Below are 26,990 nucleotides of genomic sequence, written 5' to 3'. Positions count from 1 at the left end.
TCTCCCCCACGAGGGGGGAGATTGGCTGTCGCGGGCGCTTTCGCCAATTTCCAGCGTTGCAAAAAGAAGCGAGGCAATGGAACTGACAATCTCCCCCCAAGTGGGGGAGATGTCCGGCAGGACAGAGGGGGGCGCTGTCCCGCCAACTTGTCCGTCCTTATGGATGCAGCTCTCATCCTCAATTCCCCTCGAACATCGGCTTTTCCTTGGCGACGAAAGCCTCATAAGCCCGCTTGAAATCTCCGGTCTGCATGCAGATCGCCTGCGCCTGCGCTTCGGCCTCGATCGCCTGGTCGAGGCCCATCGACCATTCCTGGTTCAGCTGCGTCTTGGTGATGCCGTGGGCGAAAGTCGGGCCGGACACGATGCGTGCGGCCAGCTCAAGCGCATCGGCCTCGAGTGCCGCCGCATCGACCAGCCGGTTGTAGAATCCCCAGCGCTCGCCCTCCGCCGCGCTCATCGTCCGGCCGGTGTAAAGCAGTTCTGCGGCGCGGCCCTGGCCGATGATGCGCGGCAGGATCGCACAGGCGCCCATGTCGCACCCGGCAAGGCCGACGCGGGTGAACAGGAATGCCGTCTTGGCCTCAGGTGTCGCGATACGGATATCGGACGCCATGGCGATGACGGCACCGGCGCCCACCGCCACGCCGTCGATCGCCGCGATGATCGGCTTGCCGCAATTCAGCATCGCCTTGACGAAATCGCCGGTCATGCGGGTGAAGGCCAGCATCGCCTTCATGTCCATCTTCACCAGCGGCCCGATGATGTCGTGAACATCGCCGCCGGAGCAGAAATTGCCGCCATTGGGCAGGAACACCACCGCATCGACGTCGTCGGCATAGACGAGGTCGCGAAAGATATCGCGCAGCTCGGCATAACTTTCGAAGGTCAGCGGGTTCTTGCGCTCCGGCCGGTCGAGCCGGATTGTTGCAACCTTGGCTTCGACCTGCCAGAGGAAATGCTTTGGCTTGCGGCCGGCCATTTCTGTCATTCCCGTCCCTCCCAGTTGCTGCGGAAGGAGTTCAGCATGCCGGTCAGCCGGCGCGCCTCGTCCTCGCTGACATTGCCGAGCAGCTCGCCGATCCAGCTCTCATGTGCGGCGGCGATCACGGCGAAAGCCTTCGAGCCTTCTTCGGTCAACCGCACCATCGAGGTGCGGCGGTCGCCATTGCGCCGGGCACGGGCAACCAGCCCTTCCGAAACCAGCCGGTCGACAATCCCTGTCACATTGCCGTTGGACACCAGCAGGAAGCGCGACAGGTCGCTCATCAGCATGCCTTCCGGCACGCGATAGAGCGCCGCCATCACGTCGAAGCGCGGCAGCGTCGTGTTGAACTCCTGCCGCAGGCGTTCACGCAATTCGGCCTCGATGCTGCGCGAGGCGCGCAGCAGGCGAACCCACAGCCGCAGCCGGTCCTTGCCGGGTCCGGACGGCGTGGGCAGGGGGCCGGCTACCACGTCTCGCCTCCCGAGATAGAGATCGTCTGCCCGGTGATCGATTGGGCAGCATCGCCGCACAGCCACAGCACCGCGGCTGCAATTTCTTCTGGTTGGATGAAGCGGCCTTGCGGGTTGGTCGAGGCAAGGCTCGTCCTTGCTTCTTCGGCCGAGCGGCCGGTCTTTTCGACGATGCGTTGGATGGACACTTCGAGCATCTCGGTTTCGACGAAGCCAGGGCAGACGGCATTGACGGTCACCCCGGATTTGGCGGTCTCGACCGCCAGCGCCCGCATCAGCCCGACGACGCCATGCTTGGCCGCCACGTAAGCGGCGACATAGGGATAGCCCTTCAGGCCGGCCGTCGAAGCGACGAATATGATCCGGCCTGTCTTTCGGGCAACCATGCCGGTCAGCGCCGGCTTCACCGTCAGGAATGCGCCGGTCAGGTTAACATCGAGCGTGCGCTGCCAGTCCGCGAGCGACGTCCGCTGTGCCGGGGCGCTGCCGGACATGCCGGCATTGGCCACGACGATATTGATCGGCCCGTGCTCCGCCTCGGCCTGACTGTAGAGCGACGCCATCGCTGCCTCATTGGTGACGTCGGCAGCGATGCCGAAGATGCGTTCATTTCCCCTGGCGACCTCGGCAAGTGCAGCCTCGCGACGGCCGCAGATAGTCACGTTGATGCCGGCGCCGGCGAGCGCCAGCGTGATGGCGCGGCCGACACCGGAGCCGCCGCCGGTGACCAGCGCATGCCGTCCTGTGATCGTCGCGGCCGCGCTCATACTTTCAGCCCCGCTGCCGCGTCGCGTTCGGCCAGCCGGTAGATCTGGTCGCGGCCCGGCAGATAGGGATCCGGCCATTTGACACCGCGGTCGCCTAGCGTGACGGCCGCGTGCAGCGTCCAGTAAGGGTCGGCGAGATGCGGTCTTGCCATCGCGACCAGATCGGCGCGGCCGGCCATCAGGATCGAATTGACATGGTCCGGTTCATAGATGTTGCCGACCGCCATGGTCGCCATGCCGACCTCGTTGCGGATGCGGTCGGAAAACGGCGTCTGGAACATGCGGCCATATACCGGCCTTGCCTCGGCCGAAGTCTGGCCGGCCGACACGTCGCAAATGTCGACGCCGGCCTCATGCAGCAGCCGTGCGATCTCGACCGCATCGGCCGGCGTCACCCCTTCAATGCCGACCCAGTCATTGGCCGAGATGCGCATGGAAACAGGCTTTTCCGCCGGCCAGGCAGCGCGCACGGCACGGAAGATCTCCAGCGGATAGCGCATGCGGTTTTCGAGCGAACCGCCATAGGCGTCGGTGCGCCGGTTGGTCAGCGGCGTGATAAAGGACGACAGGAGATAGCCATGCGCGGCATGGATCTCCAGCATGTCGAAGCCGCAACGATCAGCCATCTCGGCCGAGGCGACGAACTGGTCGCGCACCAGATCCATGTCGGCGCGGTTCATCGCCTTCGGCAGCTGATTCTCAGGCGACCATGCCACCGCCGACGCTGCCATCACCGGCCAGTTGCCTGATGTCAGCGGCACGTCGGTTCCTTGCCAGCCGAGCCGGGTCGAGCCCTTGGCGCCGGAATGGCCGATCTGCGCGCAGATCTTCGCCTCGGTCTCGCCATGGACGAAATCGACCAGCCGCTTCCAGGCCACCTCATGTTCGGGCGCGTAGAACCCGGGGCAGCCAGGCGTGATGCGGCCCTCCGGGCTGACGCAGGTCATCTCGATGTAGACGAGGCCGGCGCCGCCCTTCGCCCGTTCGGCATAATGGGCGAAATGCCAGTCGGTCGGGCAGCCGTCGACGGCCTTGTATTGCGCCATCGGCGAGACGACGATGCGGTTCTGCAGCGCCATGTCGCGCAGCCGGAACGGCGCGAACATCGGCGCGCGACGAAGACTGTTGCCGCCGGCGCCGGCCTGGCGCTGAAACCACTCTTCGGCGCCGGCCAGCCACTCGCCATCACGCAGCCGCAAATTCTCGTGGCTGATGCGCTGCGAGCGGGTCAGCAGCGAATAATTGAATTGCACCGGATCGAGGCCGAGGTAGCGCTCGACCTCCTCGAACCATTCGAGCGAATTGCGCGCCGCCGACTGCAGCTTCAGCACTTCGGTGCGCCGCGCATCTTCATATTTGCGGAACGCGGCTTCGAGATCGGGCTCTGAATCGACATAGTCGGCCAGCGCCACCGCACTTTCCAGCGCCAGCTTGGTACCGGAGCCGATCGAGAAATGCGCTGATGCCGCCGCATCGCCCATCAGCGCCAGATTCTCGTAGGACCAGCGCTCGCACAGCACGCGCGGGAAATTGATCCAGGCCGACCCTCTGATATGGTTGGCATTGGTCATCAGCGCGTGGCCGCCGAGATGCCTGGCGAAGATCCGTTCGCACACCGCGATCGATTCCTGCTGCGACATCGCGCCGAAGCCGAAACGCTCCCAGGTCTGCTCACTGCATTCGACAATGAAGGTCGCGGTGTCCTTGTCGAACTGGTAGGCATGCGCCCACACCCAGCCATGCCTAGTCTTTTCGAAGATGAAGGTGAAGGCGTCGTCGAATTTCTGCTGCGTGCCGAGCCAGACGAACTTGCATTTGCGGGTGTCGATATCGGGCTTGAACACGTCGACGAAGGCGCCCCGTGCCTTCGAATTCAGCCCGTCGGCGGCGACCACCAGATCGTGGCTCTCCATATAGGGCTTGGGATCGGCGATATCGGTCTCGAAGACCAGCTTGACGCCGAGCTCTCGCGCCCGACGCTGCAGCAGGGTAAGCAGCCGCTTGCGGCCGATGCCGCAAAAGCCGTGGCCGGTCGAAACCGTCCGCACCCCGTCATGGATGACGGCGATATCGTCCCAATAGGCGAAATGTTTTTTGATCCAGACGGCGCTGACCGGATCGTTCTTGGTCAGATTGTCGAGCGTTTCCGCCGACAGCACGACGCCCCAGCCGAATGTGTCGTCGGCGCGGTTGCGCTCGAACACCGTCACCTCATGCGCGGCATCCCGAAGCTTCATCGAAATGGCAAAGTAGAGGCCGGCTGGTCCGCCGCCGAGAACCGCAACCTTCATCTGTGCGATCTCCTCTTCGCTTCTGCGCCTATTATCGCGCCTGAGGCAAATTATTTCAAGCTTGAAGTTTCATAATTGAAGCGATTGATTTCGGAGGCCTGTGGCGTGCCTGCGGTCAGATCCGCAAGCACGCGCTTGCCGGATCATTTTTCCGGCGTTTTCGGGCTCCACAGCACCGTCTCTGCGTCCTTTTCATAGGCCATGCCATTGGGATAGCTGATCGCTTCCAGCTGCAGGCCCCAGGGAGCCTGGAAATAGAGGATGGCCTGTCCAGCCGCCGGCCCTTCGGTAACCGGCAGCGGCCCCATCCGCGTCTTGACGCTCTTTTCATCGAGATAGGCTTTCGCCGCAGCGATATCGTCGACATAGAAGGCGATATGGAAGCCGCCAATATCGCTGTTGCGGGCTTGCAGATCTCTCTGATCAGGCGCGGTGTATTTGAACAGCTCGATATTCGACCCGTGGCCGCAGCGGACCAGGGTGATCTCCTCGATCACCGCCTTGGGATCGACGCCCAGAAGATCCTGCATGAACGTGCCCTTGTCGTCGGCGAACGGGCCGAAGGACATCGCTTTCTTGCAGCCGACGACCTCGGTGAAAAAGTCGACCGCCTGCTTCATGTCGGGCACCGTAACCCCGGTGTGATCGTGCCCGCGCATGCCGGGGATGGAGCCGGCGGACGCGGTACCGATGCCGGCCAGGACGGTGGTCGCAAGCGTTGCGTTTCGGATTGCATTCCTCATGTCAGTCATCCTTCTCGCGGGACGTGGGTGACTTGCCGGGCGCACGCCCGAGGCCCGCTCTTCGGCGTGCGAATGAGACTTGCTGTGAATGATGCTTCATGCCGGCGCCTTCGCCGCAGGCAGCAGCCAGCCGGCATCGATTTCGGGCAGCGGAATGGCTGATATCAGGTCGCGCGTATAGGCCTGCTGCGGCTTCTCGAACAAGGCGTCCGTCGCGCTTGCCTCGACAATCACGCCTTCGCGCATGACGATCACCTGCCGGCACAACCGCCGAATGACAGACAAATCGTGGCTGATGAAGGCGACGGTCAGGCCCATCTCGGCGGCCAGCTTTTCCAGCAGCGTCAGGATCTGCGCCTGTGTCGACACGTCGAGGCCGGAGACGATCTCGTCGGCCAGCACGAATTTCGGCGACAGCGCCAGCGCACGCGCAATGCCGACGCGCTGACGCTGGCCGCCTGACAGTTCGTGGCGATAGCGGCTGGCGAAGCTCTGCGGCAGGCCCACACGATGCAGCGCTTCCGCAACTCGGCCTTTCAGATTGTCGCCGAGGCCGTTCTGCTTGAGCGGCGCGGCGACGATGCTGAAAATGGTGCGGCGCGGATTGAGCGACGACATCGGATCCTGGAAGATCATCTGCAGATTGCGGCGCAGCGGCCTGAGCTCCGCCTCCGGCAGATGCGTGATGTCGCGGCCGTCGAAACTGATGCTGCCGGCGCTCGGCTCCAACAGGCGCACCAAAGCGCGGCCGAGCGTCGATTTGCCCGATCCGGATTCGCCGACGATGCCGGTCACCGATCCCTTTGGCAGGTCGAAATCCAGCCCTTTCAGGATCTCCACCATCGGCGCCCGGCCGATCAGCGGCTTACGCGTCATATCGGGCAGCGCGACCTTCAGCCCGCGGACGGAAACCAGCGGCTCAGCCATGCGGTCGCCTCCAGGCTTGGTCGGCAGCGGCGATTTCCGCGGCCAGTCCGGCCAGTACCGCGTCGTCCACCGGCTTCAGCGAGGCGAGCGGATCGGTGTAGCGCGGCGTCGCCGCCATCAGCGCTCGTGTATAGGGGTGCTGCGGAGCCGCAAACAGTGCCGCCGTCTCGGCCTCCTCCACCACCTTGCCGGCATAGAGCACCGACACTTTCTGGCTGATCTTGGCGACGACGCCGAGATCGTGGGTGACGAACAGGATCGCCGTGCCGTGCTCGCGTTGCAACTCAGCGATCAGCCGCAGGATCTGTTTCTGCACGGTCACGTCGAGCGCCGTGGTCGGTTCGTCGGCGACGATCAGCCGAGGCTCGGCGGCGAAGGCGGTGGCGATCAGCACGCGCTGGCGCATGCCGCCGGAAAGCTCGTGCGGATAGCATTTGAGGACGCGGTCCGGGTCGCGGATCTGCACCTCGTCGAGCAATTGGCGGGTGCGTTGATCGGCTCTCTGTCCGCTCCAGCCGAGGATGCGCACCAGCCGGTCGGTCATCTGCGGACCGATGCGGCGCGACGGGTTGAGCGCGGTCAGCGGATCTTGTGGGATCAGTGCGGTGCGTGCGCCGATCAGCGTGCGCCTTGCCTTTGGCTGAAGCCGGCCGAGGTCCTCGCCTTCGAGCAGCATATCGCCTTCGACGATACGCACGCTCAGTGGCAGCACGCCGAGCACCGCCTTTCCGATCATCGTCTTGCCGGCGCCGCTCTCGCCGACCAGCGCGCGCACCTCGCCAGGTTGAACCGAGAGCGAGACCGAGCGTAGCACGCGTTGGCCGTTGGCCAGCACGGCGCTCAAGCCGCTTATGTCGAGGCAGGGTTTCGCCGCGCTCATCGCAGCACCGGATCGAAACGGGCCTTCAACGCCTCACCGAACTGGCTGAACGACAGCACCGTCAGGATCAGCGTGACCAGCGGGAACACCAGCACCCACCAGGCCTGATGGATCGACAGGCGGCCCTCGGCGATGATGCCGCCCCAGGTTGGATCGTCGGTCGAGATCGACAGATTGACGAAGGACAGGATCGCCTCGACGATGACGGCGATGCCCATCTCCAGCGACAGCAGCGCGACGATCGACGGCACCACATTGGGCAGCACTTCGCGCAGCATGATGCCGATGCGGCCGTAGCCGGCGATGCGGGCGTTCTCGACATAGTCCATGCGCGCTTGGCCCATGGTCTCGGCGCGGATCACCCGGCAGAAGCGCGTCCAGTCGATGACGGCGATGGCGATGATGACCGAGGTCAAGCCGGTGCCGAGCACAGCGACCAAAAGGATGGCAAACAGCACCGGCGGGAATGCCATCCAGACGTCGACGATGCGCGAGATGATGCGGTCGGCCCAGCCGCCGAAATAGCCTGATATCAGCCCGAGCGTCGAGCCGACCACGCAGGCGGCCAAGGCCGCCGCGAAGGCGACGATGAAGGCGATGCGGGCGCCGAAGATCAGCCGTGACAGGAGATCGCGGCCGAGGCTGTCGGTGCCGAGCCAGAAGCCCGGTTCTGAACCGCTCATCCAGAAGGGCGGCAGGCGTTCGAACATCAGATCCTGCGCCAGCGGATCCTGAGGTGCCACCAGCGGCGCGAAGATCGCGGCAAGCAAGGCCAGCAGCAACCAACCGCCAGAAAGCCACAGCCTTGGCCCTAAGCTACGCTTGGCAATGCGGGCCTCATCCATGACGCAGCCTCGGATTGAGCAGCGCATACATCATGTCGACAGTCAGGTTGATCAGCACGAACAGCAGTGCGAAGACCAGCACGATGCCCTGGATCAGCGGCAGGTCGCGGTTGATGACGGCATCGATCGCCATGTTGCCGAGGCCTTCATAGGAAAACAGCCGTTCGACGATGACCGTGCCGCCGATGAGGAAGGTGAACTGCACGCCAACCAGGGTAAGCGTCGGCAAGGCGGCGTTCTTCAGCGCCTCGCGCAGGATCACCTGCGTTTCTGAAAAGCCCTTCACCCGCGCCAGCACGACGTAATCGAGGTCGAGCACTTCCTTCAGCGACTGTTTCAGCAATTGCGAGATGATCGCGGCCAGCGGCAGTGCCAGCGCCACGGCCGGCATCAGCATGTGCCCGAGCAGGTCCTTGGTCAGGTCGAAGCGCAGCCGAGCAATGCTCTCGAACAGATAGAACTGGGTGACGAAGGGCAGGTCGAGCTGCGGCGACACCCGGCCGGAAATATCGAACACGGGGATCAGCACGCCGAATAGCAGGATCAGCACTAGGCCCCACAGGAAATCGGGAATGGAAAGCGCCGTTCCACTGGCGATATCGATGCCGGCTTCCACCGCGGTACCGCGTTCGCGCGCGCCGAGGATCGCCGTCGTGCCGCCGATCGCCAGCGCCATCAAAAGAGCAACGATAGCGAGCTCCAGTGTTGCCGGCAGCCGATTGAAGACCAGCCCCAGCACATCTTGCCTGAGCGAGATCGAGGTGCCGAAATCACCCCTGATGACGCCGGACAGCCAGATGAAAAACTGCTGGACGATGGTCTTGTCGAGCCCATAGAGCGCGCGCAGCCGCGCAATGTCGGCGTCGGTCGCGCCGGGCGGCAGCATCATCGCGATCGGGTCGCCGGGTGCGACGCGAATGACGACAAAGACCACGACGGCGACGCCGAACAGCGTGATCGCCATCGTCAAAAGACGGATCAGGAATCTTTGCAGCAACATGGTCGCCTGTATGCCTGGCGGAAAATGCGCGCCGTCGTTGCGGGCGGCGCGCGGCGATCCCGGACCGATCTCAGGCCGGGGTCATCAGCGCCGGCAACAGCGCGCCGGACACATGCTGCACGACATTGACGCCCTTGGCATGCACGATCGGCTGCGCATACTGAATCAGCGGCAGCACATAGGCCTGTTCGGCGATGTACTTGTCGACAGCCTTCCAGCCGGCGATGCGCTTGGCCTCGTCTTTCTCGCCCCATAGCGGGTTGATCATGTCGATCAGATCCTGGCTGTCCCAAACCGAATGCGGGCTCGGGCCATAGGTGGCAAAGCCGGTCGACGTCGTCGGATCGCCAATGGCGTTGCCCCAGTTATAGAAGGCGGCCGGCGCCAGCTTGTCGGCGGCGCGCAGTTCGTAGTGCTTGGCGATCTCGTAGACCTCGATCGTCGCCTCGATGCCGACCTTGCGCCACATGCCGACGATCGCCTGGACCATCTCGTAGTCCTTGGGTTTGAAGCCCTTGGTCGTCTGAATCGTGAACTTGACCGGCTTTTCCGGCGAATAACCGGACGCGGCCAGCAATTCCTTAGCTTTTTCCGGATTGTGCTCGACCTTGATCGACGGATCGTAGGACGCGTATTCCGGTGTTTCCAGCGTGTCGATGGGTAGGCCGTAGCCGCGCAGCAGCCGGTCGACCAGCAGCTTCTTGTCGATCGCCATGACGGCGGCCTGGCGGACGTTCTTGTCCAGCATCACGTCGATGTCGTTGAAGAAGATCATGCCGATGTCGGAAACATTCTTACACGAGCCGGCAAGCCCGTCCTTGGCGATCAGGCGGTCATATTCCTCATAGGGAATTTCGAGCGTCACCTGCGAGGAACCGGACTCGATTTCGGCAACGCGGCTCGCCGCATCGGTGACGAACTTGATCGTCACATTCTCGAAGGCCGGCTTGTCGCCCCAGTAATTCGGGTTGGCCTTCAGTCGCAAGAAGGCGTTGCGCTCGAATTTGTCGACCATATAGGGGCCGGTGCCGATCGGGGCTTTCTCGAAGCCCTCGGCACCGACCTTCTCGTAGTAGGCCTTCGGCATGATGTAGCCGGTCAGGAACGACATCCACTTGAAATAAACCGGGTCGAACTGCACCACGTCGCCGGTGATTTTGTTGCCGTCGATCTTGAAATTGTTGACGTTCTTCCAGACGAACTGGATCGGATTCCCTGTCTTTTCGTCGCCCGCCCGCTGCAGCGACCAGACTACGTCCTCGGCCGTGAACGGCGAGCCGTCATGCCAGGTGACGCCCTCGCGCACCGTCATCATGATCTTGGTGCGATCCTCGTTCCATCCCCATTCGGTCAGCAGGCCCGGCGCGAAGGACAGGTCCGGCTTCTGCGGAATGAACTGGTCGAACACCGACTGGTAAAGGCCCTGGATCGTCGGGTTGACTGCCGAAGGCCCGGTGGTCGGGTCCCAGGACGGCAGGTTGACGTTGTAGGCGATGGTCAGTTCGCCGGCTGCCTTGGCCATTTGCGGCAGGCCGATGACGGTGGCGCCAAGTGCTGCTGCGCCATATCCGAGCAATTCTCGTCTGTTGATTGTCATGGTCGTTCCCCTGTTGGTTTTCTGTGCGCGGCGTCGTTGTGGTTCAGTGGGTTCAGGCTCCTTGGGCAACCGCGCCTTGCCCTCCTTCCCCCACGTGTGTTTTTGAATTCTACCTCTCGCCAAGCTGTTGGGCGAGCATATAGCCCGAGGCCGCACCGGTGCCGGCGCCTGGCCATGTTGCAGCCCCTGTGAGATGCAAATTCCCGACCGGCGTGTTCCAGCCGGCATAACCGCGTGCTGGGCGGAACAGAAAATTCTGCGCAAGATGATGGCTGCCGCAGATCTGGTCGCCGCCGACGAGGTTGGGGTTCTCGCGTTCGAGATCGAGAGGCGAGAACACGGCGCGGCCGAGGATCTTCCGGCGAAGGCCGGGCGCATAGGTCTCGATGATGTCGAGAACGCGCTCGGCATAGCTTTCTTTGACGTTGTCCCAGTGATCCGGCGCGATCTTGCCGGCCGCATCGCCAAGGATTTCGGCGGGCAGCATGCGCACCTGCACCCACAGCACATGCTTGTCTTCCGGCGCTCGCGACGGATCGATCGCCGTCGGCTGGCCGACGACCAGCACCGGCTCGTCCGGCAGCATGCCCGATATTGCCTGCTGATAGGTCCGCGACATCGCGTCGAGCGAAGGCGACAGATGGACATAGGCGAATTGCCGAAGCTCGGCGCCGGCGCGCCAATCCGGCAGATCGTCCAGCGCCAGATGGATCATCATCGTGCCCGGCGCATGGCGGAATTTTTTCATCGCCGTGTCGAAACCGGTGTCGCCGGAACCATCAGGCAGCAGTCTGCCCGGCAGCGCCCCTGGTGCAACCCCGGCGATGACCGCCTTGGTGGCAGTGTGCGTCTCGCCGGAAGCGAGCCGCACGCCGGTCGCCTTGCCGGCGGCAACGGTGATCTCGGCCACCTCAGCCCCGGTGGCGATCTTTCCGCCGGCAGCAGTGACCATTCCGGACAGGGCACGGATGATGGTGTCGGCGCCGCCCCTGCCGAGCACCATGCCGAAGCACTGGTTTGCCATCGATTCCAGGTAGGGGAATACGGCGCCGCCAGCGATGTCGGGGGCGAAATCGAGATGCATGCCCCAGGTGGCCAGCGTCGCCTTGACATGCGGCGACTCGAAATTCTCATCGAGCCACGCGCGGGGTGAGGAAAGCAGCAACCGGCCGGTATCGAGCGCGCCGGCGAAGCCCTTCTTGCGCCACAGGTTCCAGGCGGTGCCGGCCAGCGCCCGGCCGCTCATCGGCGCCCCCAGCAGCCGGAACAGATGCTCGGCTTCTCCAGGGAAGGCGTCAACCAGCCGCCGCCATGTGGCGGCGTCGGCTGAGGAAAAAGCTGCCATGCGCGATGCGGTCTTTTCCAGGTCGTTGCTGACGCCGAACCAGCGACCGTCGGGGAACGCACTGGCAAAGCAATCGGCGATCGGCGCAAATTCCAGCCCGTGGCTTTTCAATTCATTTGCATATTTCTTGTGAAAGGCCGAGCCGGAGAACAGGCTCAAATTCATCGCACCGAAATCGTGCCGGAAGCCGGGCAGCGTGTATTCACGGGTCTGGACGGCGCCACCAATTGTTGCGCCGCGCTCAAAAACCCCGGTTTTCCAACCCTTGAGCGCCAGATGCGCGGCGCATGCCAGACTGTTGTGGCCTGCCCCAACGAATATGGCGTCAAACTCGCTCACACCCCACCCAACCCCATTTCCTTTATGCTTAAAGATAATTGCAGATGCATATGTTTTCGTCTAGTAGGATATTAAGGGCCGCAACGAGCCTTCAGAGCTATCCAAGAAAGAGGGAACAGAGATCATGGACACGCAAAAACTTCTCGGCGAGGTCGCCGGCCAGCTTCTTTCAGGCGCCATTCAGGTGGTCGACCTGACGGCGCCGCTTGGGCCGAATACGCCGCTGATCAAGCTGCCGCCGGAACTCGCTGTCGACACGCCGAAGGTCGAGATCCACGCCATCTCCGCCTATGACAAGAACGGACCGTGGTGGGCCTGGAACTGGCTGAAACTCGGCGAGCACTCGGGCACGCATTTCGACGCGCCGCAGCACTGGATCACCGGCAAGGATTATCCGGACGGCGCCACCGACACCATTCCGGCGCAGAACTTCGTCGGGCCGGTCAATGTCATCGACTGCTCCAGCCAAGCCGCTGCCGACCATGACTTCCTGCTCACCGTCGACCACATCAAGGCGTGGGAAGCCGAGCACGGCGCGATCAACGCCGGCGAATGGGTGGTGATGCGCACCGACTGGTACAAGCGCAACGGCTCGGAAGCCGAATTCCTCAACGCCGACGAGACCGGCCCGCACACGCCCGGCCCGACGGCCGAGGCCATACAGTTTCTGATCAGCAAGGACATCAAGGGCTGGGGCAGCGAGACGATCGGCACCGATGCCGGCAAGGCAGGGGGAATGGAGCCGCCTTTCCCGGCGCACAGCCTGATGCACAAGGCCAACCGCTACGGCCTCGCCAGCCTCTGCAACCTCGACCGGCTGCCGCCGAAAGGCGCGATCCTGATCGCCGCGCCGCTCAAGATCGAGCACGGCACCGGCAGCCCGATCCGCGCACTGGCGCTGGTGCCGAGACAATAGGACGAGGTGGCGGTCTTCGGGAGAAGATCATGCGTGCAGGTGGTACTGCAGTGATGGGGTGGGAGCGGCGGCCTTGCAAAGCTGCGACCCTACGGCGCCCCCCTCTGTCCTGCCGGACATCTCCCCCACTTGGGGGGAGATCGGCTATCACCGCCGCCTTCGCCAATCTCCAACGTCGCAGGGATAGGCGGAGCGCCGAAGCTGCCAATCTCCCCCCTCGTGGGGGAGATGTCCGGCAGGACAGAGGGGGGCGCGAAGGAACGCCGACCCGCGCAATTGAATTCCACCTCCCGCCCCCAGCGAGCACCCCTCGATGAACGCGCCCGATCACATCATCGTCGGCAGCGGCATCAACGCGCTGGTTTGCGCGGCGATGCTCGGCGGCAAGGGGGCGAAGGTGCAGGTGCTCGAGCGCAACGACCGCATCGGCGGCTGCATGCGCACCGAGGAGATCACCGCGCCCGGCTTCATCCATGACGTGATGGCGACGACCTTCGTCCTGTTCATAACCTCGCCGGCCTATGCGGCGCTGGGCAAGGACCTGGCGCGGCACGGCCTGGAATTCTGCAGCACCGCCACGCCGACCGGCGTGCTGCGCCCGGACGGCAGCCATGCCGTCCTGCGTACCGACCGCGCCGCCAATGTCGCGGCTGCCAATGCGCTTGCCGCAGGCGACGGCGACCGGCACGGCAGCGATGTGAGCGAGATCGAGCGCAATGCCGGCCTGCTGTTCGGGCTGCTCGGCGGCAGCCTATGGTCCTATCCGACGACCAAGCTGCTCGCCGGCGAAGCATGGCGGCGAAGCCCGCGCAATCTTGCCGCCTTCCTCGGCGAAGCGCTGGTGCCGGCACGTGGCTGGCTGGAGAGCACCTACCAATCCGAAACCACCCGCGCGCTGTGGGCGCCCTGGGTGCTGCATGCCGGTCTCGGGCCGGAAGACGCGTTCTCCGGCCAGATCGCCAAAGTTATCGCCTTCGCGCTGGAAGCTGCCGGCGCGCCGATCGTCAAGGGCGGCGCCAGGAATCTGCTGTCCGCCTTCGAAGCGCTGATCAAGGAGCGCGGCGGCGTGATCCGGACTGGCGGTGACGTTGCCTCGATTGTCCAGAGCGGAGGTCGAGCCACCGGCGTGCGGCTGGCTTCGGGCGAAACGGTCACTGCAAAAAAGAGCGTCATCTGCTCGGTCACACCGACCCAGCTCTACGAGCGGCTGCTCGGCGACGCGGCCCCGAAGGCCGACGTCGAGGCAACGCAAAAATACCGCTACGGCAAAGGCAATTTCCAGATCCATTATGCCCTGGACAGGCCGCCCGCCTGGCGCGGCGACGGCCTGGACAAAGTCGCGCTGCTGCACCTGACGCCCGGGCTCGACGGCGTGTCGAAAGCCTGCAACGAGGCGGTGCGCGGCATGCTGCCGGAGGTGCCGACCATCTGCGTTGGCCAGCCGCATGCGCTCGACCCGTCGCGCTGTCCGGACGGCAAGGCGATCCTGTGGCTGCAACTGCCCGAGGCGCCCCGCACCATCAAGGGCGATGCCGCCGGCAAATTGCAGACGCCGGCCGACGGCCGCTGGACCGACGCGTTGCGCGAGGCCTACGCCGATCGCGCCGAAGCGATCCTCGCCAGCCATATCGACGGGTTCAAGGACAGCGTGATTGCACGCCGCGCCTATTCGCCGGCCGATCTGGAAGCGATGAACATCAATCTGGTCGGCGGCGATCCCTATGGCGGCTCCTCGACCATCGACCAGTCGTTCCTGTGGCGGCCGTTCAAGACGAGTCGCAATCACGCCACCGGGATCAAGGGCCTCTACCATATCGGCGCCTCCACCCACCCTGGCGCCGGGCTTGGCGGCGGCTCCGGCTTCCTGCTGGCGGGGAGGCTGTGATGGAACAGAAGGTTGAAAAGCGCCAGCGCATCTCGACTTTGGGCCAGATCGGCCTGCAGCAATTCGCGCCCTATCTGATGAACCGCATCATGGGCCGCTACAACGCCACCTTGCGCGACGATTTCCGCAAGCAGGGCCTGACCATTCCGCAGGTCCGGACGCTGGCCGTGCTGTCGGTCACCGACGGCGTCACCGTCAACGACCTCTCGGTCTACACTGTCATCGAGCAGTCGACCTTGAGCCGGACGCTCGACACGCTGGAGGGGCAAGGGTTTGTGCGGCGCGAGCAGGGGGTCACCGACAGCCGCATCCGCCACGTGTTCCTGACCGACGATGGCCGCTCCGAGTTCGCGCGCGCGTGGCCGGCCATGCATGACGCGTTCGAGGCGATGTTCGACGACATCGACGATGCCGAATATGCGGCGCTGATCGCCACGCTGCAGAAGATGCTGAAGAACATTCGCAAGCACGACATTTGATCTTACGCGCTGCCGGATGCCGGCGGTAACGGAAGGAGCCCAAAATGGCCGAACGGTCTTTTGCCAAAGAAGTTGAAAAGCTCAGGCTCGGCGCCGGCGAGGAGTTTTCCGGCGAAGGCATTCTCGCCATCACCAAGGCGCTGCTGCAATGCGGCGTCGGCTATGTCGGCGGCTATCAGGGTGCGCCGATCAGCCATCTGATGGACGTGCTCGCCGACGCGCAGGATATTCTCGGCGAGCTCGGTGTGCATTTCGAGGCGAGCGCCTCGGAAGCGACCGCCACCGCCATGCTGGCGGCATCGGTGCATTATCCGATCCGCGGCGCGGCGACGTTCAAGTCGACCGTCGGCACCAATGTCGCCTCGGACGCGCTCGCCAATCTCGCCTCGGGCGGCGTCACCGGCGGCGCGCTGATCATTGTCGGCGAGGATTACGGCGAAGGCTCCTCGATCATGCAGGAGCGCAGCCACGCCTTCGCCATGAAGAGCCAGGTCTGGCTGCTCGATCCCCGCCCGAACCTGCCGTCGATCGTCAAGGCGGTGGAGGACGGCTTCGAACTGTCGGAGGTTTCCAACACGCCTGTGATGCTGCAGGTCCGCATCCGCTGTTGCCATGTCCATGGTCATTTCATCGCCAAGGACAACAAGCGGCCGGCGATGACGGTGGCCGATGCGCTCGACGCGCCGCGCCGCGACACCGGCCGCATCGTGCTGCCGCCCGCTTCGTTCCTGCACGAGAAGGAAAAGGTGCAGAAACGCTGGCCGGCTGCCGTGGATTTCATCCGTAACAACAAGATCAACGAATTCTTCGGCCCGGAGCACGGGTCGGTCGGCATCGTCATGCAGGGCGGCATGTACAATTCGGTCATCCGCGCGCTGCAGCGGCTCGGCCTCGCCGACACTTATGGCGAGACCGACGTGCCGCTTTATGTGCTCAATGCCGTCTATCCCCTGGTCGATGACGAGTTCCTGTCCTTCTGCGAAGGCAAGGATGCCGTGCTCGTCGTCGAGGAAGGCCAGCCCAATTATATCGAGCAGGCTTTTGCCGCGATGCTGCACAAGGCCGGGCGCGGCACCAAACTCGTCGGCAAGGAACATCTGCCGATGGCCGGCGAATACACCGGCCAGGTCATGCTCGACGGCATCGGATCGTTCCTGCGCGCCACCATCCCGCATCTGCTGCCAAGCGAGGTCCGCGCGCCAAACAAGATTGGCGACGGGCTCGATACCGCCGACCTGATCAATGTCGTCCCGGGCCGTCCGCCCGGCTTCTGCGTCGGCTGTCCGGAACGGCCGATCTTCGCCGCCACCAAGCTGGTCGAGCAGGAGCTCGGCAAGCACCACATCGCCTCCGACATCGGCTGCCATCTGTTCTCGATCATGCCACCCTTCGAGCTCGGCGCCACCACCATGGGCTACGGGCTGGGGCCGGCCTCGGCTTCGGCGTTCAATTCGCCCGATGCCAAGCGCCGCTCGATCTCCTTCGTCGGTGACGGCGGCTTCTGGCACAACGGCCTGACCTCGTCGATCGGCAACGCCGTGTTCAACAAGAACGACGGCGTCATCGTCATCGTTGACAATTTCTATTCGGCGGCGACGGGAGGGCAGGATATTCTTTCATCCCGCGCCGGCAACAAGACGAAGTCGACAAAGCACCCGATCACCGAGGCGGTGAAGGGCATGGGCGTCAAATGGCTGCGCCACATCGACCGCACCTATGATGTCACCAAGATGCAGGACACGCTGCGCGAGGCGCTAACGACGGACGAGAAGGGCCCGAAAGTCATCGTCGCCTCGTCCGAATGCATGCTCAACCGGCAGCGTCGCGAAAAGCCGCTGGTCGACAAGGCGATCAAGGGCGGCGAGCGCGTCGTCAAGCCGAAATTCGGTGTCGACGAGGACATCTGCACCGGCGACCATGCTTGCATGCGGCTTTCCGGCTGCCCGTCGCTGTCGGTGAAGTCGCTGGACGATCCGCTGCGTGACGATCCGGTGGCGCATATCGATCAGAGCTGCGTCGGCTGCGGCAATTGCGGCGAGGTCGCCGATGCGGCGGTGCTGTGCCCATCCTTCTACCGCGCCGACGTGGTGCACAATCCGAGCCGCTGGGACCGTTTCCTGGAAAGCGCGCGTCGCGCCACGATCAACCTCTTGCAGCGGCGCCGTGAAAGCCGGCGCCTGACATTCGCCGATGCTTGACGCCGTCCCCTCATCGCGCTCGAAGGTCGGTGCTCCCGAAGACGAGCGCGTCATTAAGCTTGCCGTGCTGGCGGTCGGCGGCCAGGGCGGTGGCGTGCTGGCCGACTGGATCACCGACGTCGCCGAGCGCAACGGCTACCTCGCTCAGTCTACCTCGGTCGCCGGCGTCGCCCAGCGCACCGGCGCCACCATCTACTATGTCGAGATGGCCAGAGACACCGGCCGGCTGCCGGTCTTTGCGCTGTCGCCGTCGCAGGGCGATGTCGACATACTGATCGCGGCGGAACTGATGGAAGCCGGCCGCGCCATCATCCGCGGCTTCGTCACGCCCGAGCGAACCACGCTGATCGCCTCGTCGCATCGCATCGCCGCCGTCTCGGAAAAGATCGAGCCCGGCGATGGCCGGGCCTCGTCACCAAAGGTGCATGCCACGGCTGAAGCCGCGGCCAAGCGCTTCATCGCCTTCGACATGGAGAAGATCGCCGCCGACAATGGCTCGATGATCTCGGCCAGCCTGCTCGGCGCACTGGCGGGTTCCGATGCCTTGCCGTTCACGCGCGAGAGCTATGAGCAGGCGGTCAGTGCCGGCGGCCGCGGCGTGAAGGCCAGCCTTGCCGCCTTCGGCGCCTCCTTTGATCGCGCCCGTGGCATCACGACTGCGCCGTCCCCAGGCGAAAAAGCTGCGGAGCCGAAAACTGTCGAAACCGGCGTGGCAGCAAAGGTGAGCGGCCCGGAAAGCCTGCTGAAGGGCTGGCAGGACCTCGCGGCGCGCGTCGACGCGCTGCCGCTTCCCCTGCGCGACATGGCGCTTCGCGGTCTGAAAAAGGTCGCCGACTATCAGGACATCGCCTATGGCGGCGAGTATCTCGACCGGCTCGATCGGGCCGTCGCCGTGGACAGCGCCGAGCATGACTACGCGCTGTCGATCGCTGCGGCAAAGCATCTGGCCAATGCCATGTGCTACGACGACATGATCCGCGTCGCTGATTTGAAGACGCGCTCGACGCGCGACAAGCGCGTGCGCCGTGAGGTCGGCGTCAAGGACGGCTCGATCCTGCAGGTGACCGAATATTTCCATCCGCGCATCGAGGAATTCTGCGGCACGCTGCCGTCGGGGCTGGGCAGCTATATCGAGGCGCGGCCGAAGCTTGCCGCCTTCCTCGACCGCCGCATCAATCGCGGCCGCCGCATCCGCACCGACAGCTTTGCCGGCTTTGCCGCGCTGTGGTTCATCGGCGGTCTGCGCCGCTGGCGCCGCCGCCTGCTGCGCCACAAGGTCGAGACCGCGCATATCGAGCGCTGGTATGATTTGGCGTTGGGCCATGTCAGGGAAGACTACGCGCTTGCCACAGAAATCCTCAACTGCCGCCGGCTGATCAAGGGCTACAGTGACACCCATGTGCGCGCGCAGTCGAAATTCGACCGCGTACTGTCGGCGCTCGACCTGGTTAAAGGCCGGGACGATGCCGCCGATTGGATCAGGCGCCTGCGCGAGATGGCGTTGAAGGACGAGAAGGGCGACATGCTCGACGGCGCGCTGAAGACGGTGGCGTCGCTGGGCGATGGCCCCGCATCGTCCGGCTGATCGGTAGATACAGGTACTGCTTGCGTGACTCGAACAAGCTGTTGATACCCTACGGAATGCAGTGCTTCTCGATGTCGCGCGCCGTGAATTCTGCTGCTCGTCGCCACGCTTCGTCGGTATCTCCCCGGTAGGTCAGGTATCGATCGCAGACAGGTTTGTTGTCGTTCAGATCCAGCACTGCAAACTTCACCCAGCCGACCAGCGTGCTCATCTTGTGCATCTGGCCGATGAGGAGATATTTCGCGCTGGCTGTTCTTGCCTGCCTCGAGAGATCGACAAGGCCGGGATCCCTGATGGTGCACTGTTCCGTCTGGCAGGGCAGCGCGACGAGGTCGATCTTCCGGTTGCCCGAAAGACTATCCCGCAACGCAACGCCAAAGGTCTTCAGCCGCGCTTCGTGTTCGGCGGTCTGGTCCCTGACCTCGCCGGATGTGTCCCTGAACTCGAAATCCGCGACAGCGAGGGCCGCTGGCTCGGCGGCATCGGCAAAGGCGGCCGACGCAAGCACACCGGCGCCGATCAGGGTGAGGAGAAATTGTCCGCACTCAAAAAGTCGAAATCGAACGTCTGCACATAGCACCTTGAGCATCTCGTTCTCCGAGGTCGGGACGATAGCGATCCCAATGGCGGTGCCCATTGTCTCTTCGCGTTGTTGGGCGCGGAGAGAAGCGCAAGACTACCCGGTTGCGTCGCAACGTCAACTTTCCACCCGTTACTGGGTGGACTCGACTTTCGCGACGACGAGCTTGCCTTTGGCGCGCGAGATTTCGAGTGTCTGGCCGGGTTTTGCCAACTCGCCCGGGACCGAGATCACCATCGCCTGGCCCTCTGTAAGGGTCGCGACGAAGCGCACGGGCAGGTTTTCTTCGCCCGCCGCCATCGTGGTGACCACGCGATAGCCGTCATCGGCCTCGGTGTAGTAGACAACGCCGTGAAAATTGCCGAGATCGACGGTCCCACCCTGGCGGGCCGTCAGTTCGCCGGCAGAAGCGGAATTTGCCGCAACGCAAAGCGCTACAAGAGCTGTGTATCTGAACATCGTATTTCTCTCCATTTGGAATTGTCGTTCGGGTGGATGGTCGCCTTCGGCTGCATCCAATAAAAATCACGCTGCGAGCTGATCCTCGCGGGCAGCCGCGATCATCTCACTCGCGAGCAACCCGTAGGCCGCCTCCCAAGCGTCGCGGACAGCCGGTGTAAAAGCCTCACCGAGGCCGGCCGCCAACGTCTCGATGAGCGCTTGCCCGACGATCGGGTAATGATGCTCCTCGACGCCGTAGGTCACGTGACGCCTGGCGAGCACGCGCACCGTCGGGAGGATGGTGTCGGCACGCTCCAATCCGTGCACGACGAAGCCCAGGCTCGCCATCAGCTTGGCGCCTTGCTTGGTCATGTCTGTCACCGGAAACAGCGCGCGAAGATCCGCGTCGATCGCGAACAGGCGTTCATAGAACAGCGTGGCCGCGGTGACCCGTATCGGGACGACCTCGCGAAAACTGTCCTGGACGAGTCTGATCTGGTCGGGTGTCATCGGCGACGCTCCTGCCGTTGCTGGCCTGGTGAGGCTCGGAACATCCCGGCAAAGCGTTTCGCGCGCATGTCGCCCGCGCGTATATGTGTTTCAGTTGTGTCTCAGTTGGTTTTCATTTGCACGCATTTGTCTTCATATTCGCTTGGTCTTGGGGCGCCGCTGGGCTCCAACACTTCAATTGAGATGCGCGCCAGTCTGAAACGGCGTTCGCAAAAACGTCGCGGCTATCGTTCGAGGAACACCGAAACGCGGATGCTTGGCTCCCTGGCTGAGTGCCAGGTCAGGCGCCCGGCACCCCCGGCAGATCCGCATCCTTGGCGACAGGAGGGACGGCGCGACAACCGCTCGGAAAGCCTCGCCACCCAGGAAGGAAGTTCCGCAAACACCAGGCTTTTTGGCGGCGGTCCAGGCCGGCGACAACGGAGGGCGCACGCGCCGGGCTCGTCGGCAATGACGTGCTCATTAGCTGAGAGGCGCGTCAGCTTGGAACCGCATCGGTAGTCGGTCATTATATCCGGAGCCGGCGGCTCCTCCCTATACCCGTTCGGATGGAGAAATCATGCTGCGGATACTCATTGCTTCGTCTTTTCTTCTTGCCTTCGGTACGCCCACGCTCGCGCAGGACCCTTCCAGGAGCGTAGAGAGCGAAACAGGCCGCGTTGCGGTCGAGACCTTTGCCGAGGGGCTCGAACATCCCTGGGGCGCCACCTACCTGCCCGACGGCGCGTTGCTGGTCACCGAGCGTCCGGGCCGCCTGCGGCTCGTCTCGACCGACGGGGCCGTTTCCGATCCGATCGACGGTGTGCCGAACGTCCTCGCCAGCGGACAAGGCGGCCTGCTGGACGTGGCGCTCGATCCCGATTTCGCCAACAACCGGACGGTTTATCTCTCCTATTCGGAGGAACGCCGCGGCGGCGCGGCTACGTCCGTCGGCCGTGGACGTTTGGACGAGAACGGGCGCGCGCTTTCGAACTTCGAAGTGATCTTCCGGCAGGAACCAGCCGTCTCCAGCCGGCACCACTACGGTTCTCGCCTGGTATTCGCGCCGGATGGCAAGCTCTTCGTCACGCTCGGCGAGCGCGGCAAGGCGCGACAGGCGCAGGACGCGAACAATCATCTCGGGACGGTCGTCCGAATCAATCCCGACGGTTCCGTGCCTGACGACAATCCCTTCGTCGGCAAGGACGGCGCCGACGAGATATGGTCCTACGGCCATCGCAACGTGCAAAGCGCAGCGATTCATCCTGAAACCGGCGTGCTCTGGACGGCGGAAATGGGACCGCGCGGCGGCGACGAGCTGAACATTCCTGGAGCAGGCAGGAATTACGGCTGGCCCGTCGTCAGCTGGGGCCGACACTATTCAGGCGAACGCATCCCCGATCCGTCCACTCGGCCGGAGTTTGCCGGCTCCGTCCATAGCTGGACGCCTGTCATCTCGCCTTCCGGCATGACCTTCTACACCGGCGACATGTTTGCCGATTGGCGAGGCGACCTGTTGATCGGCGGACTGTCGGCGAAAGGCATCGTTCGCGTCAGGATCGACGGCGAGCAGGTCGCAGGTGAGGAAGTCCTCGCCCTCGGCAGGCGTATCCGAGACGTGGTGCAGGCTCCCGACGGCGCGGTCATGGCGTTGACCGATGAACGAGCGGGAAGAATATTGCGACTGTCGCCGGCAACATCGCAGTGATCCCAAGCGGCGCGTGAGACAATTTCTTGAAAATCGGGGGTAGGAGATTGGTGCCGCTTAGGTGACTCGAACACCTGACCCCATCATTACGAATGATGTGCTCTACCAACTGAGCTAAAGCGGCCCGGGAAGCCGGGGCCTCCAAGATGCGCTGGGTGATAGACGCAACCGGCCGCGAATTCAAGATGGGACTTGGCAATTCGTGTCGAGAGCCTCGCGGGGCGCACTAAGAGGGCCGCCGCGCGAATTCCGCCATGTGTCGCGCGATGCCACACCGGCAGGTTGCGCAGTGCCGCGTTGGGAAAATCGGTGAAAAATGTTGATTTCTTTACCGAAAACCGCCGAAATGGGCCTTGGACGCGTCGCCAAGGCAGATTGCGGCCGCTGGCCCGTTGATTGATTGGTCGCCTACGGCTAACGATCATGACAATGTGACCGTACGTGCAGAGGGGTCCCGTTTGGACGCGATCGAAAAAGCGATCCGGAATGCCTTCGAGAAAGGCAATGCCGAAGACCGGACGTTTCGCGAGAGGGTCTATAGATCGGCCTTCGCTGCACTGGACCGCGCCCTACAGGCCAACCCGGGCGTGACGGTGGAAGTCGCCATCAAGCGCCGCAAGGCGGTGCAGGCCAAGATCACCGAAATCGAATCCGAGTTCCTGCCGGCGGTTCCCGAGGTCGGCCCAGCGACGGATGATGACGCCGCGGCACCGGCGGTGGAGCGGCCGGCTGAAGGTGCAGCCGAACCGACTGTCGATGCCGATACAGAGCCTTCACCGTCGCCTGAGATCGTTGTCGACAGTCCAGTAAAGCCGCCTGTATCCGACGCGCCGCGGTCGCGCGTCCTGCCGGTCGTTCCCGATATCATGCCCGAAGCGGTTATTTCCGGTGCGCCGGAGATCGACATGTCATCTCCATCGACCGGAGACGGCGACGCGGAGGTGATGCCCGACCGCGACGACAGGCGGGTGAGGGGCCGCCGCCTGCCCCTTACAGCGATCTTCCTCGGCGTGACGCTGCTCGCCGCTGCCGGCATCGGCGTCTATTTCGCTGCGCAGACCGGCGTGTTCAAGTCGGCGGCAGAACTCGACACGGCCCCGCCGCAAACGCCGCCGACGGTGGAGGACGATGATTTCACGCCGCCAAGCGATACGGCCTCGCCGCTGACCCCCGGCGCCGCGGATGAGAATCGCGATTGGATCAATGTGTTTACGCCGAGCGACCCGGCGCTTGTCAGCGCGCCTTCGGATGCCAGGGCCGAAGTCATGGAGGACGACAGCGGTTCCTTCCTGCGCATACGGTCGGGCGCCTCCGGTTCGGCCATCAGCTTCGATGTCGGGCAGGGCGTGCTGGAAAAACTCGCCGGCAAGCACGCCGTGTTCGACATCATCGCCCGTTCCGAGGAGGGCAAGGAGACGCAGATCTCCGTCGACTGCAATTTCGGCGAACTCGGCGACTGCGGCCGCAAGCGCTACGCGGTCGGCCATGAGCATAATGAATATCTGTTCGACGTGCGGTTTCCCGACAAGCGTCCGGGCGCTGCCGGCACCATCGCCATCAATTCCGACTTCGACAAGCAGGGCAAGTCGGTCGACATTTACGAGATACGCGTCTCGATCGTTCCTTGAGTCTCAACGCATCGTGCGCCCAATTGGACGCACATCGCTCTAGCTGTCGAGCAGCGCCTGCAGCGTCTCGATGCGATCGGCTTCGGCGGCCGGCTTGTCCCAGCGCAGCCGGGAAATGCGCGGAAAGCGCATGGCGACGCCGGATTTGTGCCGCGTCGAGCGGTTGAGCCCTTCGAACGCCACCTCCAGCACAAGGCCTTGTTTGCGGTCGGCCCGCACCGAGCGGACCGGGCCGAAACGCTCGACCGTGTTGTCGCGGACATATTTGTCGATCTGCCGCAGCTCCTCGTCGGTGAAGCCGAAATAAGCTTTGCCCACCGGCACCAGTTCCTCCGACCCTTCCGGCCCGGACCAGACGCCGAACGTGTAATCGGAATAAAAGCTCGAACGCTTGCCGTGGCCGCGCTGAGCATACATCAGCACGGCGTCGACCGTGTGCGGATCGCGCTTCCATTTGAACCATGGGCCTTTCGGCCGGCCGGTGAGATAGGGCGAATCCCAGCGCTTCAACATCACGCCTTCGATGACCGGATGCAGCGGCTTGCGGCGCAATTCCTCCAGCGCCTGCCAGTCGGTGAATTCCACCAGCGGTGAAAGATCGAAGCGGCTCGGATCGAGGCTCGTCACAAAGCCTTCGAGGCGGCCGCGCCGCTCGCGGAAGGAGAGCGTGCGCAAATCCTCGTCGCCGATCTGAAGCACGTCGTAGCAGCGCATGAACGCCGGATATTGCTGCTGGATCTTCGGTGTCACGCTCTTGCGGTTCAGCCGCTGCTGGAGGTCCGAGAACGTGCCTGTCGCCTGCCGGGGATCGCCGACCAGAAGCTCGCCGTCGAGAGTGGCGGAAAAGTCCATCGCCTCGGCGAGATCCGGAAAAGCCCCGGAGACGTCGTCGCCGGTCCGCGAATAAAGCCGGCGAATGCCACCTTCCGATACGGCCTGGACGCGGATGCCGTCCCATTTCCACTCGGCTGCGTAGTCGGCGGGGTCGAGCTTTTCGAGGTCGCCGTCACCAATGGGGTTCGACAGCATCACTGGCCGGAACAGCGCCAGCGCTGTTTTCTCAGGTTTCTCGGCCTTGCCCTCCAGCCAGGCGAACAGCTCGGCATAGGGCGGCGCCAGTCCGTGCCAGAGCTCCTCGATCTCGGCGATGTCGACCTTGCCGAGATCGGCCAGCGCCTGCTTGGCCAACCGCGCCGAGACGCCGATGCGCAGGCCGCCGGTGACCAGCTTGATGATGGCGAAGCGCGCCGATATGCTGGCGCTGTCGAGCAGCCGGGCCAGCACCTTCGGCCCGTCGGACCGGCTCGCCGCCTGCAACTTCGCGACGACATCGGCGAGTGTCGGCTCATGGTTGGCGATATCTGCGGGCGATTGCGGCCAGACCAGCGACACGGTCTCGGCGAGATCGCCGACATAATCGTAGGAATAGCCGAACAGCACCGGGTCCATGCGCTCGATGACCAGTGTGCGCAGCATCGCCGGCTTGACCGCCGCGATGGTGAGGTCACCGGTGATCGCGGCCAGCGCCAGCCCGCGATCCGGATCCTCGACGCCGCGGAAATAATCGGTCAGCAGCGTCAGCTTGCCATTGCGCGACGGCGTCAGGACGAGGCGGTCGAGGAGTTCGGCGAAGCGGTTCATGGTGATACGAACCATGGGCGAGCGTCGCGTTCTACGGCGCCCCCCTCTGGCCTGCCGGCCATCTCCTCCACGAGGGGGGAGATTGGCAGTTTCGTTCTTGCCGCCCGTCCTGCAACGTTAGTGATTGGCGAAAGCCGGCGCGACATCCGATCTCCCCCCAGGTGGGGGAGATGTCCGGCAGGACAGAGGGGGGCGCCGTAGAGCTCTGCGCAGGTGATTATCGAACCTCCCATCAGCTCAATCGCCCTCATCCTCATAACCGACCAGATGCAGCGGCCGCGCGGCGATGCCTTCGAGTTCGCACCAGCGCACCAGGGCTTCCTCGCGGCCATGCGTCACCCAGATTTCCCCGGCGCCGGTCTCCTTGATCGTGGCGGTCAGCTCGTCCCAGTCGGCATGATCGGAAATGATCAACGGCAGCTCGACGCCGCCCTGCTTGGCGCGCTGGCGGATGCGCATCCAGCCTGATGCAAAGCACGAGATCGGATCGGGAAAGCGTCGCGCCCAGCGGTCGGCGAAGGCCGATGGCGGGCCGACGACGATGGCGCCGGCAAAATCGTCCTTGCCGCCGCTCTCGACGGTCGCCGGCTCCAGCGTTCCGAGGTCGATGCCCTCGCTCTGATAGTAGTCGCTGAGCTTGGCCAGCGCGCCGTGGATGTAGATCGGCCTGTCGTAACCCGCGTTGCGCAGCAGCCGCATGACGCGCTGCGCCTTGCCGAGCGCATAGGCGCCGACCAGATGCGCGCGTTCGGGAAACTGCGCCGTCGATTTCAGCAGGCGGGCGATCTCTTCGGTATCGGGCGGATGGCGGAACACCGGCAGGCCGAAGGTCGCCTCGGTGATGAACACGTCGCATCTGATCGGTTCGAATGGTGCGCAGGTCGCATCCTTCTGGCGCTTGTAGTCGCCCGACGCGACGATGCATGTGCCCTGGTGCACGACCTCGATCTGCGCCGAGCCGAGCACATGGCCGGCCGGATGAAAGGTGACAGTGACGCCGTTCAGCGTAATCGTCTCGCCGAGCGCTGCCGCTTGCGTCGTGCCGGCAAAACCCTCGCCGTAGCGCAGCCCCATGATGTCAATCGTCTGTTGTGTGGCCAGCACGGAGCGGTGGCCGGAACGCGCATGATCGGAATGGCCGTGCGTGATCAGCGCCCGGTTGACCGGCCGCACCGGGTCGATAAAGAAATCGCCGGGTGGACAATAGAGGCCCTCGGGCCGGGGATGGAGCAGGTCGCTGGCGCGCAT

23 protein-coding genes and 1 tRNA gene are annotated in these 26,990 nt (G+C 64.1%); 7 read left to right on the top strand and 17 right to left on the bottom strand.

The window, feature by feature from the left end; all coding sequences use genetic code 11:
- Positions 1-178 precede the first annotated feature (178 nt).
- The 11 genes from NKH73_RS18125 to NKH73_RS18075 form a co-directional block, all read right to left on the bottom strand.
- Positions 179-991: an enoyl-CoA hydratase family protein gene (locus NKH73_RS18125; protein ID WP_352934240.1), complete on the bottom strand. Its 813-nt coding sequence runs from the start codon at positions 989-991 to the stop codon at positions 179-181.
- Positions 988-1,458 carry a MarR family winged helix-turn-helix transcriptional regulator gene (locus NKH73_RS18120; RefSeq protein ID WP_352934237.1) on the bottom strand — a complete coding sequence of 157 codons (471 nt, stop codon included), beginning with the start codon at positions 1,456-1,458 and terminating at the stop codon, positions 988-990. The genes NKH73_RS18125 and NKH73_RS18120 overlap by 4 nt, the downstream gene beginning before the upstream one ends.
- Complete coding sequence (locus NKH73_RS18115; protein WP_352934234.1) at positions 1,452-2,225, bottom strand: SDR family NAD(P)-dependent oxidoreductase; 774 nt, start codon at positions 2,223-2,225, stop codon at positions 1,452-1,454. Before NKH73_RS18115 ends, NKH73_RS18120 begins: the two co-directional genes overlap by 7 nt.
- Positions 2,222-4,516 (bottom strand): bifunctional salicylyl-CoA 5-hydroxylase/oxidoreductase, encoded by a 2,295-nt coding sequence (locus tag NKH73_RS18110; RefSeq protein ID WP_352934231.1) that lies wholly within the window; start codon positions 4,514-4,516, stop codon positions 2,222-2,224. Before NKH73_RS18110 ends, NKH73_RS18115 begins: the two co-directional genes overlap by 4 nt.
- A gap of 143 nt (positions 4,517-4,659) precedes the next feature.
- Positions 4,660-5,259 (bottom strand): VOC family protein, encoded by a 600-nt coding sequence (locus tag NKH73_RS18105; RefSeq protein WP_352934228.1) that lies wholly within the window; start codon positions 5,257-5,259, stop codon positions 4,660-4,662.
- Positions 5,260-5,355: 96 nt separating this feature from the next.
- Positions 5,356-6,186, bottom strand: a complete 831-nt coding sequence (locus NKH73_RS18100) for an ATP-binding cassette domain-containing protein (protein WP_352934224.1) — start codon at positions 6,184-6,186, stop codon at positions 5,356-5,358.
- Entirely contained in the window at positions 6,179-7,066 is an 888-nt protein-coding gene (locus NKH73_RS18095) for an ABC transporter ATP-binding protein (protein ID WP_352934221.1), read from the bottom strand. Before NKH73_RS18095 ends, NKH73_RS18100 begins: the two co-directional genes overlap by 8 nt.
- Positions 7,063-7,911 carry an ABC transporter permease gene (locus NKH73_RS18090; protein ID WP_352934217.1) on the bottom strand — a complete coding sequence of 283 codons (849 nt, stop codon included), beginning with the start codon at positions 7,909-7,911 and terminating at the stop codon, positions 7,063-7,065. The genes NKH73_RS18095 and NKH73_RS18090 overlap by 4 nt, the downstream gene beginning before the upstream one ends.
- On the bottom strand, positions 7,904-8,911 hold the full coding sequence (locus NKH73_RS18085; RefSeq protein WP_352934214.1) for an ABC transporter permease: 1,008 nt from the start codon (positions 8,909-8,911) through the stop codon (positions 7,904-7,906). Before NKH73_RS18085 ends, NKH73_RS18090 begins: the two co-directional genes overlap by 8 nt.
- 70 nt (positions 8,912-8,981) lie before the next feature.
- Positions 8,982-10,508 (bottom strand): ABC transporter substrate-binding protein, encoded by a 1,527-nt coding sequence (locus tag NKH73_RS18080; RefSeq protein WP_352934211.1) that lies wholly within the window; start codon positions 10,506-10,508, stop codon positions 8,982-8,984.
- Between the two features lie 109 nt (positions 10,509-10,617).
- Positions 10,618-12,192, bottom strand: coding sequence for a phytoene desaturase family protein (locus NKH73_RS18075; RefSeq protein WP_352934208.1), 1,575 nt, complete (start codon positions 12,190-12,192; stop codon positions 10,618-10,620).
- 124 nt (positions 12,193-12,316) lie between these two features.
- Here NKH73_RS18075 and NKH73_RS18070 point away from each other — a divergent pair, with 124 nt between their 5' ends.
- The 5 genes from NKH73_RS18070 to NKH73_RS18050 all read left to right on the top strand — a co-directional run bounded on the left by NKH73_RS18070 (position 12,317) and on the right by NKH73_RS18050 (position 19,255).
- Positions 12,317-13,108, top strand: a complete 792-nt coding sequence (locus NKH73_RS18070; RefSeq protein ID WP_352934205.1) for a cyclase family protein — start codon at positions 12,317-12,319, stop codon at positions 13,106-13,108.
- A 313-nt stretch (positions 13,109-13,421) separates the two neighbouring features.
- A complete protein-coding gene (locus NKH73_RS18065; protein WP_352934202.1) occupies positions 13,422-14,993 on the top strand; it encodes a phytoene desaturase family protein in 1,572 nt (523 codons plus the stop codon).
- On the top strand, positions 14,993-15,472 hold the full coding sequence (locus NKH73_RS18060; RefSeq protein ID WP_352934200.1) for a MarR family winged helix-turn-helix transcriptional regulator: 480 nt from the start codon (positions 14,993-14,995) through the stop codon (positions 15,470-15,472). The genes NKH73_RS18065 and NKH73_RS18060 overlap by 1 nt, the downstream gene beginning before the upstream one ends.
- Positions 15,473-15,516: 44 nt before the next feature.
- Positions 15,517-17,670 (top strand): thiamine pyrophosphate-dependent enzyme, encoded by a 2,154-nt coding sequence (locus tag NKH73_RS18055; protein WP_352934198.1) that lies wholly within the window; start codon positions 15,517-15,519, stop codon positions 17,668-17,670.
- Positions 17,663-19,255, top strand: coding sequence for an indolepyruvate oxidoreductase subunit beta family protein (locus tag NKH73_RS18050; protein WP_352934196.1), 1,593 nt, complete (start codon positions 17,663-17,665; stop codon positions 19,253-19,255). The genes NKH73_RS18055 and NKH73_RS18050 overlap by 8 nt, the downstream gene beginning before the upstream one ends.
- A gap of 49 nt (positions 19,256-19,304) precedes the next feature.
- Here the strand turns inward: NKH73_RS18050 and NKH73_RS18045 are convergent, their stop codons facing one another.
- From NKH73_RS18045 to NKH73_RS18035, 3 genes are all read right to left on the bottom strand, one after another.
- A complete protein-coding gene (locus NKH73_RS18045; RefSeq protein WP_352934193.1) occupies positions 19,305-19,892 on the bottom strand; it encodes a DUF2380 domain-containing protein in 588 nt (195 codons plus the stop codon).
- Between the two features lie 75 nt (positions 19,893-19,967).
- Positions 19,968-20,294, bottom strand: coding sequence for a hypothetical protein (locus tag NKH73_RS18040; protein ID WP_352934190.1), 327 nt, complete (start codon positions 20,292-20,294; stop codon positions 19,968-19,970).
- A 66-nt stretch (positions 20,295-20,360) separates the two neighbouring features.
- The gene (locus tag NKH73_RS18035; RefSeq protein WP_352934187.1) at positions 20,361-20,786 is read right to left on the bottom strand and encodes a globin family protein; all 426 of its coding nucleotides are present in this window, start codon (positions 20,784-20,786) and stop codon (positions 20,361-20,363) included.
- Between the two features lie 559 nt (positions 20,787-21,345).
- On the opposite strand from NKH73_RS18035, the gene NKH73_RS18030 reads away from it, so the two are divergent.
- Positions 21,346-22,473 carry a PQQ-dependent sugar dehydrogenase gene (locus NKH73_RS18030; RefSeq protein ID WP_352934184.1) on the top strand — a complete coding sequence of 376 codons (1,128 nt, stop codon included), beginning with the start codon at positions 21,346-21,348 and terminating at the stop codon, positions 22,471-22,473.
- A gap of 48 nt (positions 22,474-22,521) precedes the next feature.
- Here NKH73_RS18030 and NKH73_RS18025 read toward each other — a convergent pair.
- A tRNA-Thr gene (locus tag NKH73_RS18025) sits at positions 22,522-22,597 on the bottom strand.
- Positions 22,598-22,931: 334 nt separating this feature from the next.
- On the opposite strand from NKH73_RS18025, the gene NKH73_RS18020 reads away from it, so the two are divergent.
- A complete protein-coding gene (locus NKH73_RS18020; protein ID WP_352934181.1) occupies positions 22,932-24,101 on the top strand; it encodes a hypothetical protein in 1,170 nt (389 codons plus the stop codon).
- Between the two features lie 39 nt (positions 24,102-24,140).
- Here the strand turns inward: NKH73_RS18020 and NKH73_RS18015 are convergent, their stop codons facing one another.
- Positions 24,141-25,742 carry a cisplatin damage response ATP-dependent DNA ligase gene (locus tag NKH73_RS18015; protein ID WP_352934474.1) on the bottom strand — a complete coding sequence of 534 codons (1,602 nt, stop codon included), beginning with the start codon at positions 25,740-25,742 and terminating at the stop codon, positions 24,141-24,143.
- A 237-nt stretch (positions 25,743-25,979) separates the two neighbouring features.
- Positions 25,980-26,990 (bottom strand): ligase-associated DNA damage response exonuclease, encoded by a 1,011-nt coding sequence (locus NKH73_RS18010; RefSeq protein ID WP_352934178.1) that lies wholly within the window; start codon positions 26,988-26,990, stop codon positions 25,980-25,982.

The organism is Mesorhizobium sp. M0938, assembly GCF_040319125.1.
Taxonomy (GTDB): Bacteria; Pseudomonadota; Alphaproteobacteria; order Rhizobiales; family Rhizobiaceae; genus Mesorhizobium; species Mesorhizobium robiniae.
The sequence above is the reverse complement of the archived record's forward strand: the minus strand, read 5'-3'. Positions and strand labels throughout refer to the sequence as shown.

Coding starts and splice junctions, on each gene's coding strand:
- NKH73_RS18125 (WP_352934240.1), bottom strand. CDS start 991: ATGACAGAAATGGCCGGCCGCAAGCCAAAGCATTTCCTCTGGCAGGTC.
- NKH73_RS18115 (WP_352934234.1), bottom strand. CDS start 2,225: ATGAGCGCGGCCGCGACGATCACAGGACGGCATGCGCTGGTCACCGGC.
- NKH73_RS18110 (WP_352934231.1), bottom strand. CDS start 4,516: ATGAAGGTTGCGGTTCTCGGCGGCGGACCAGCCGGCCTCTACTTTGCC.
- NKH73_RS18105 (WP_352934228.1), bottom strand. CDS start 5,259: ATGAGGAATGCAATCCGAAACGCAACGCTTGCGACCACCGTCCTGGCC.
- NKH73_RS18100 (WP_352934224.1), bottom strand. CDS start 6,186: ATGGCTGAGCCGCTGGTTTCCGTCCGCGGGCTGAAGGTCGCGCTGCCC.
- NKH73_RS18095 (WP_352934221.1), bottom strand. CDS start 7,066: ATGAGCGCGGCGAAACCCTGCCTCGACATAAGCGGCTTGAGCGCCGTG.
- NKH73_RS18090 (WP_352934217.1), bottom strand. CDS start 7,911: ATGGATGAGGCCCGCATTGCCAAGCGTAGCTTAGGGCCAAGGCTGTGG.
- NKH73_RS18085 (WP_352934214.1), bottom strand. CDS start 8,911: ATGTTGCTGCAAAGATTCCTGATCCGTCTTTTGACGATGGCGATCACG.
- NKH73_RS18080 (WP_352934211.1), bottom strand. CDS start 10,508: ATGACAATCAACAGACGAGAATTGCTCGGATATGGCGCAGCAGCACTT.
- NKH73_RS18070 (WP_352934205.1), top strand. CDS start 12,317: ATGGACACGCAAAAACTTCTCGGCGAGGTCGCCGGCCAGCTTCTTTCA.
- NKH73_RS18065 (WP_352934202.1), top strand. CDS start 13,422: ATGAACGCGCCCGATCACATCATCGTCGGCAGCGGCATCAACGCGCTG.
- NKH73_RS18060 (WP_352934200.1), top strand. CDS start 14,993: ATGGAACAGAAGGTTGAAAAGCGCCAGCGCATCTCGACTTTGGGCCAG.
- NKH73_RS18055 (WP_352934198.1), top strand. CDS start 15,517: ATGGCCGAACGGTCTTTTGCCAAAGAAGTTGAAAAGCTCAGGCTCGGC.
- NKH73_RS18050 (WP_352934196.1), top strand. CDS start 17,663: ATGCTTGACGCCGTCCCCTCATCGCGCTCGAAGGTCGGTGCTCCCGAA.
- NKH73_RS18045 (WP_352934193.1), bottom strand. CDS start 19,892: ATGGGCACCGCCATTGGGATCGCTATCGTCCCGACCTCGGAGAACGAG.
- NKH73_RS18040 (WP_352934190.1), bottom strand. CDS start 20,294: ATGTTCAGATACACAGCTCTTGTAGCGCTTTGCGTTGCGGCAAATTCC.
- NKH73_RS18035 (WP_352934187.1), bottom strand. CDS start 20,786: ATGACACCCGACCAGATCAGACTCGTCCAGGACAGTTTTCGCGAGGTC.
- NKH73_RS18030 (WP_352934184.1), top strand. CDS start 21,346: ATGCTGCGGATACTCATTGCTTCGTCTTTTCTTCTTGCCTTCGGTACG.
- NKH73_RS18015 (WP_352934474.1), bottom strand. CDS start 25,742: ATGAACCGCTTCGCCGAACTCCTCGACCGCCTCGTCCTGACGCCGTCG.
- NKH73_RS18010 (WP_352934178.1), bottom strand. CDS start 26,990: ATGCGCGCCAGCGACCTGCTCCATCCCCGGCCCGAGGGCCTCTATTGT.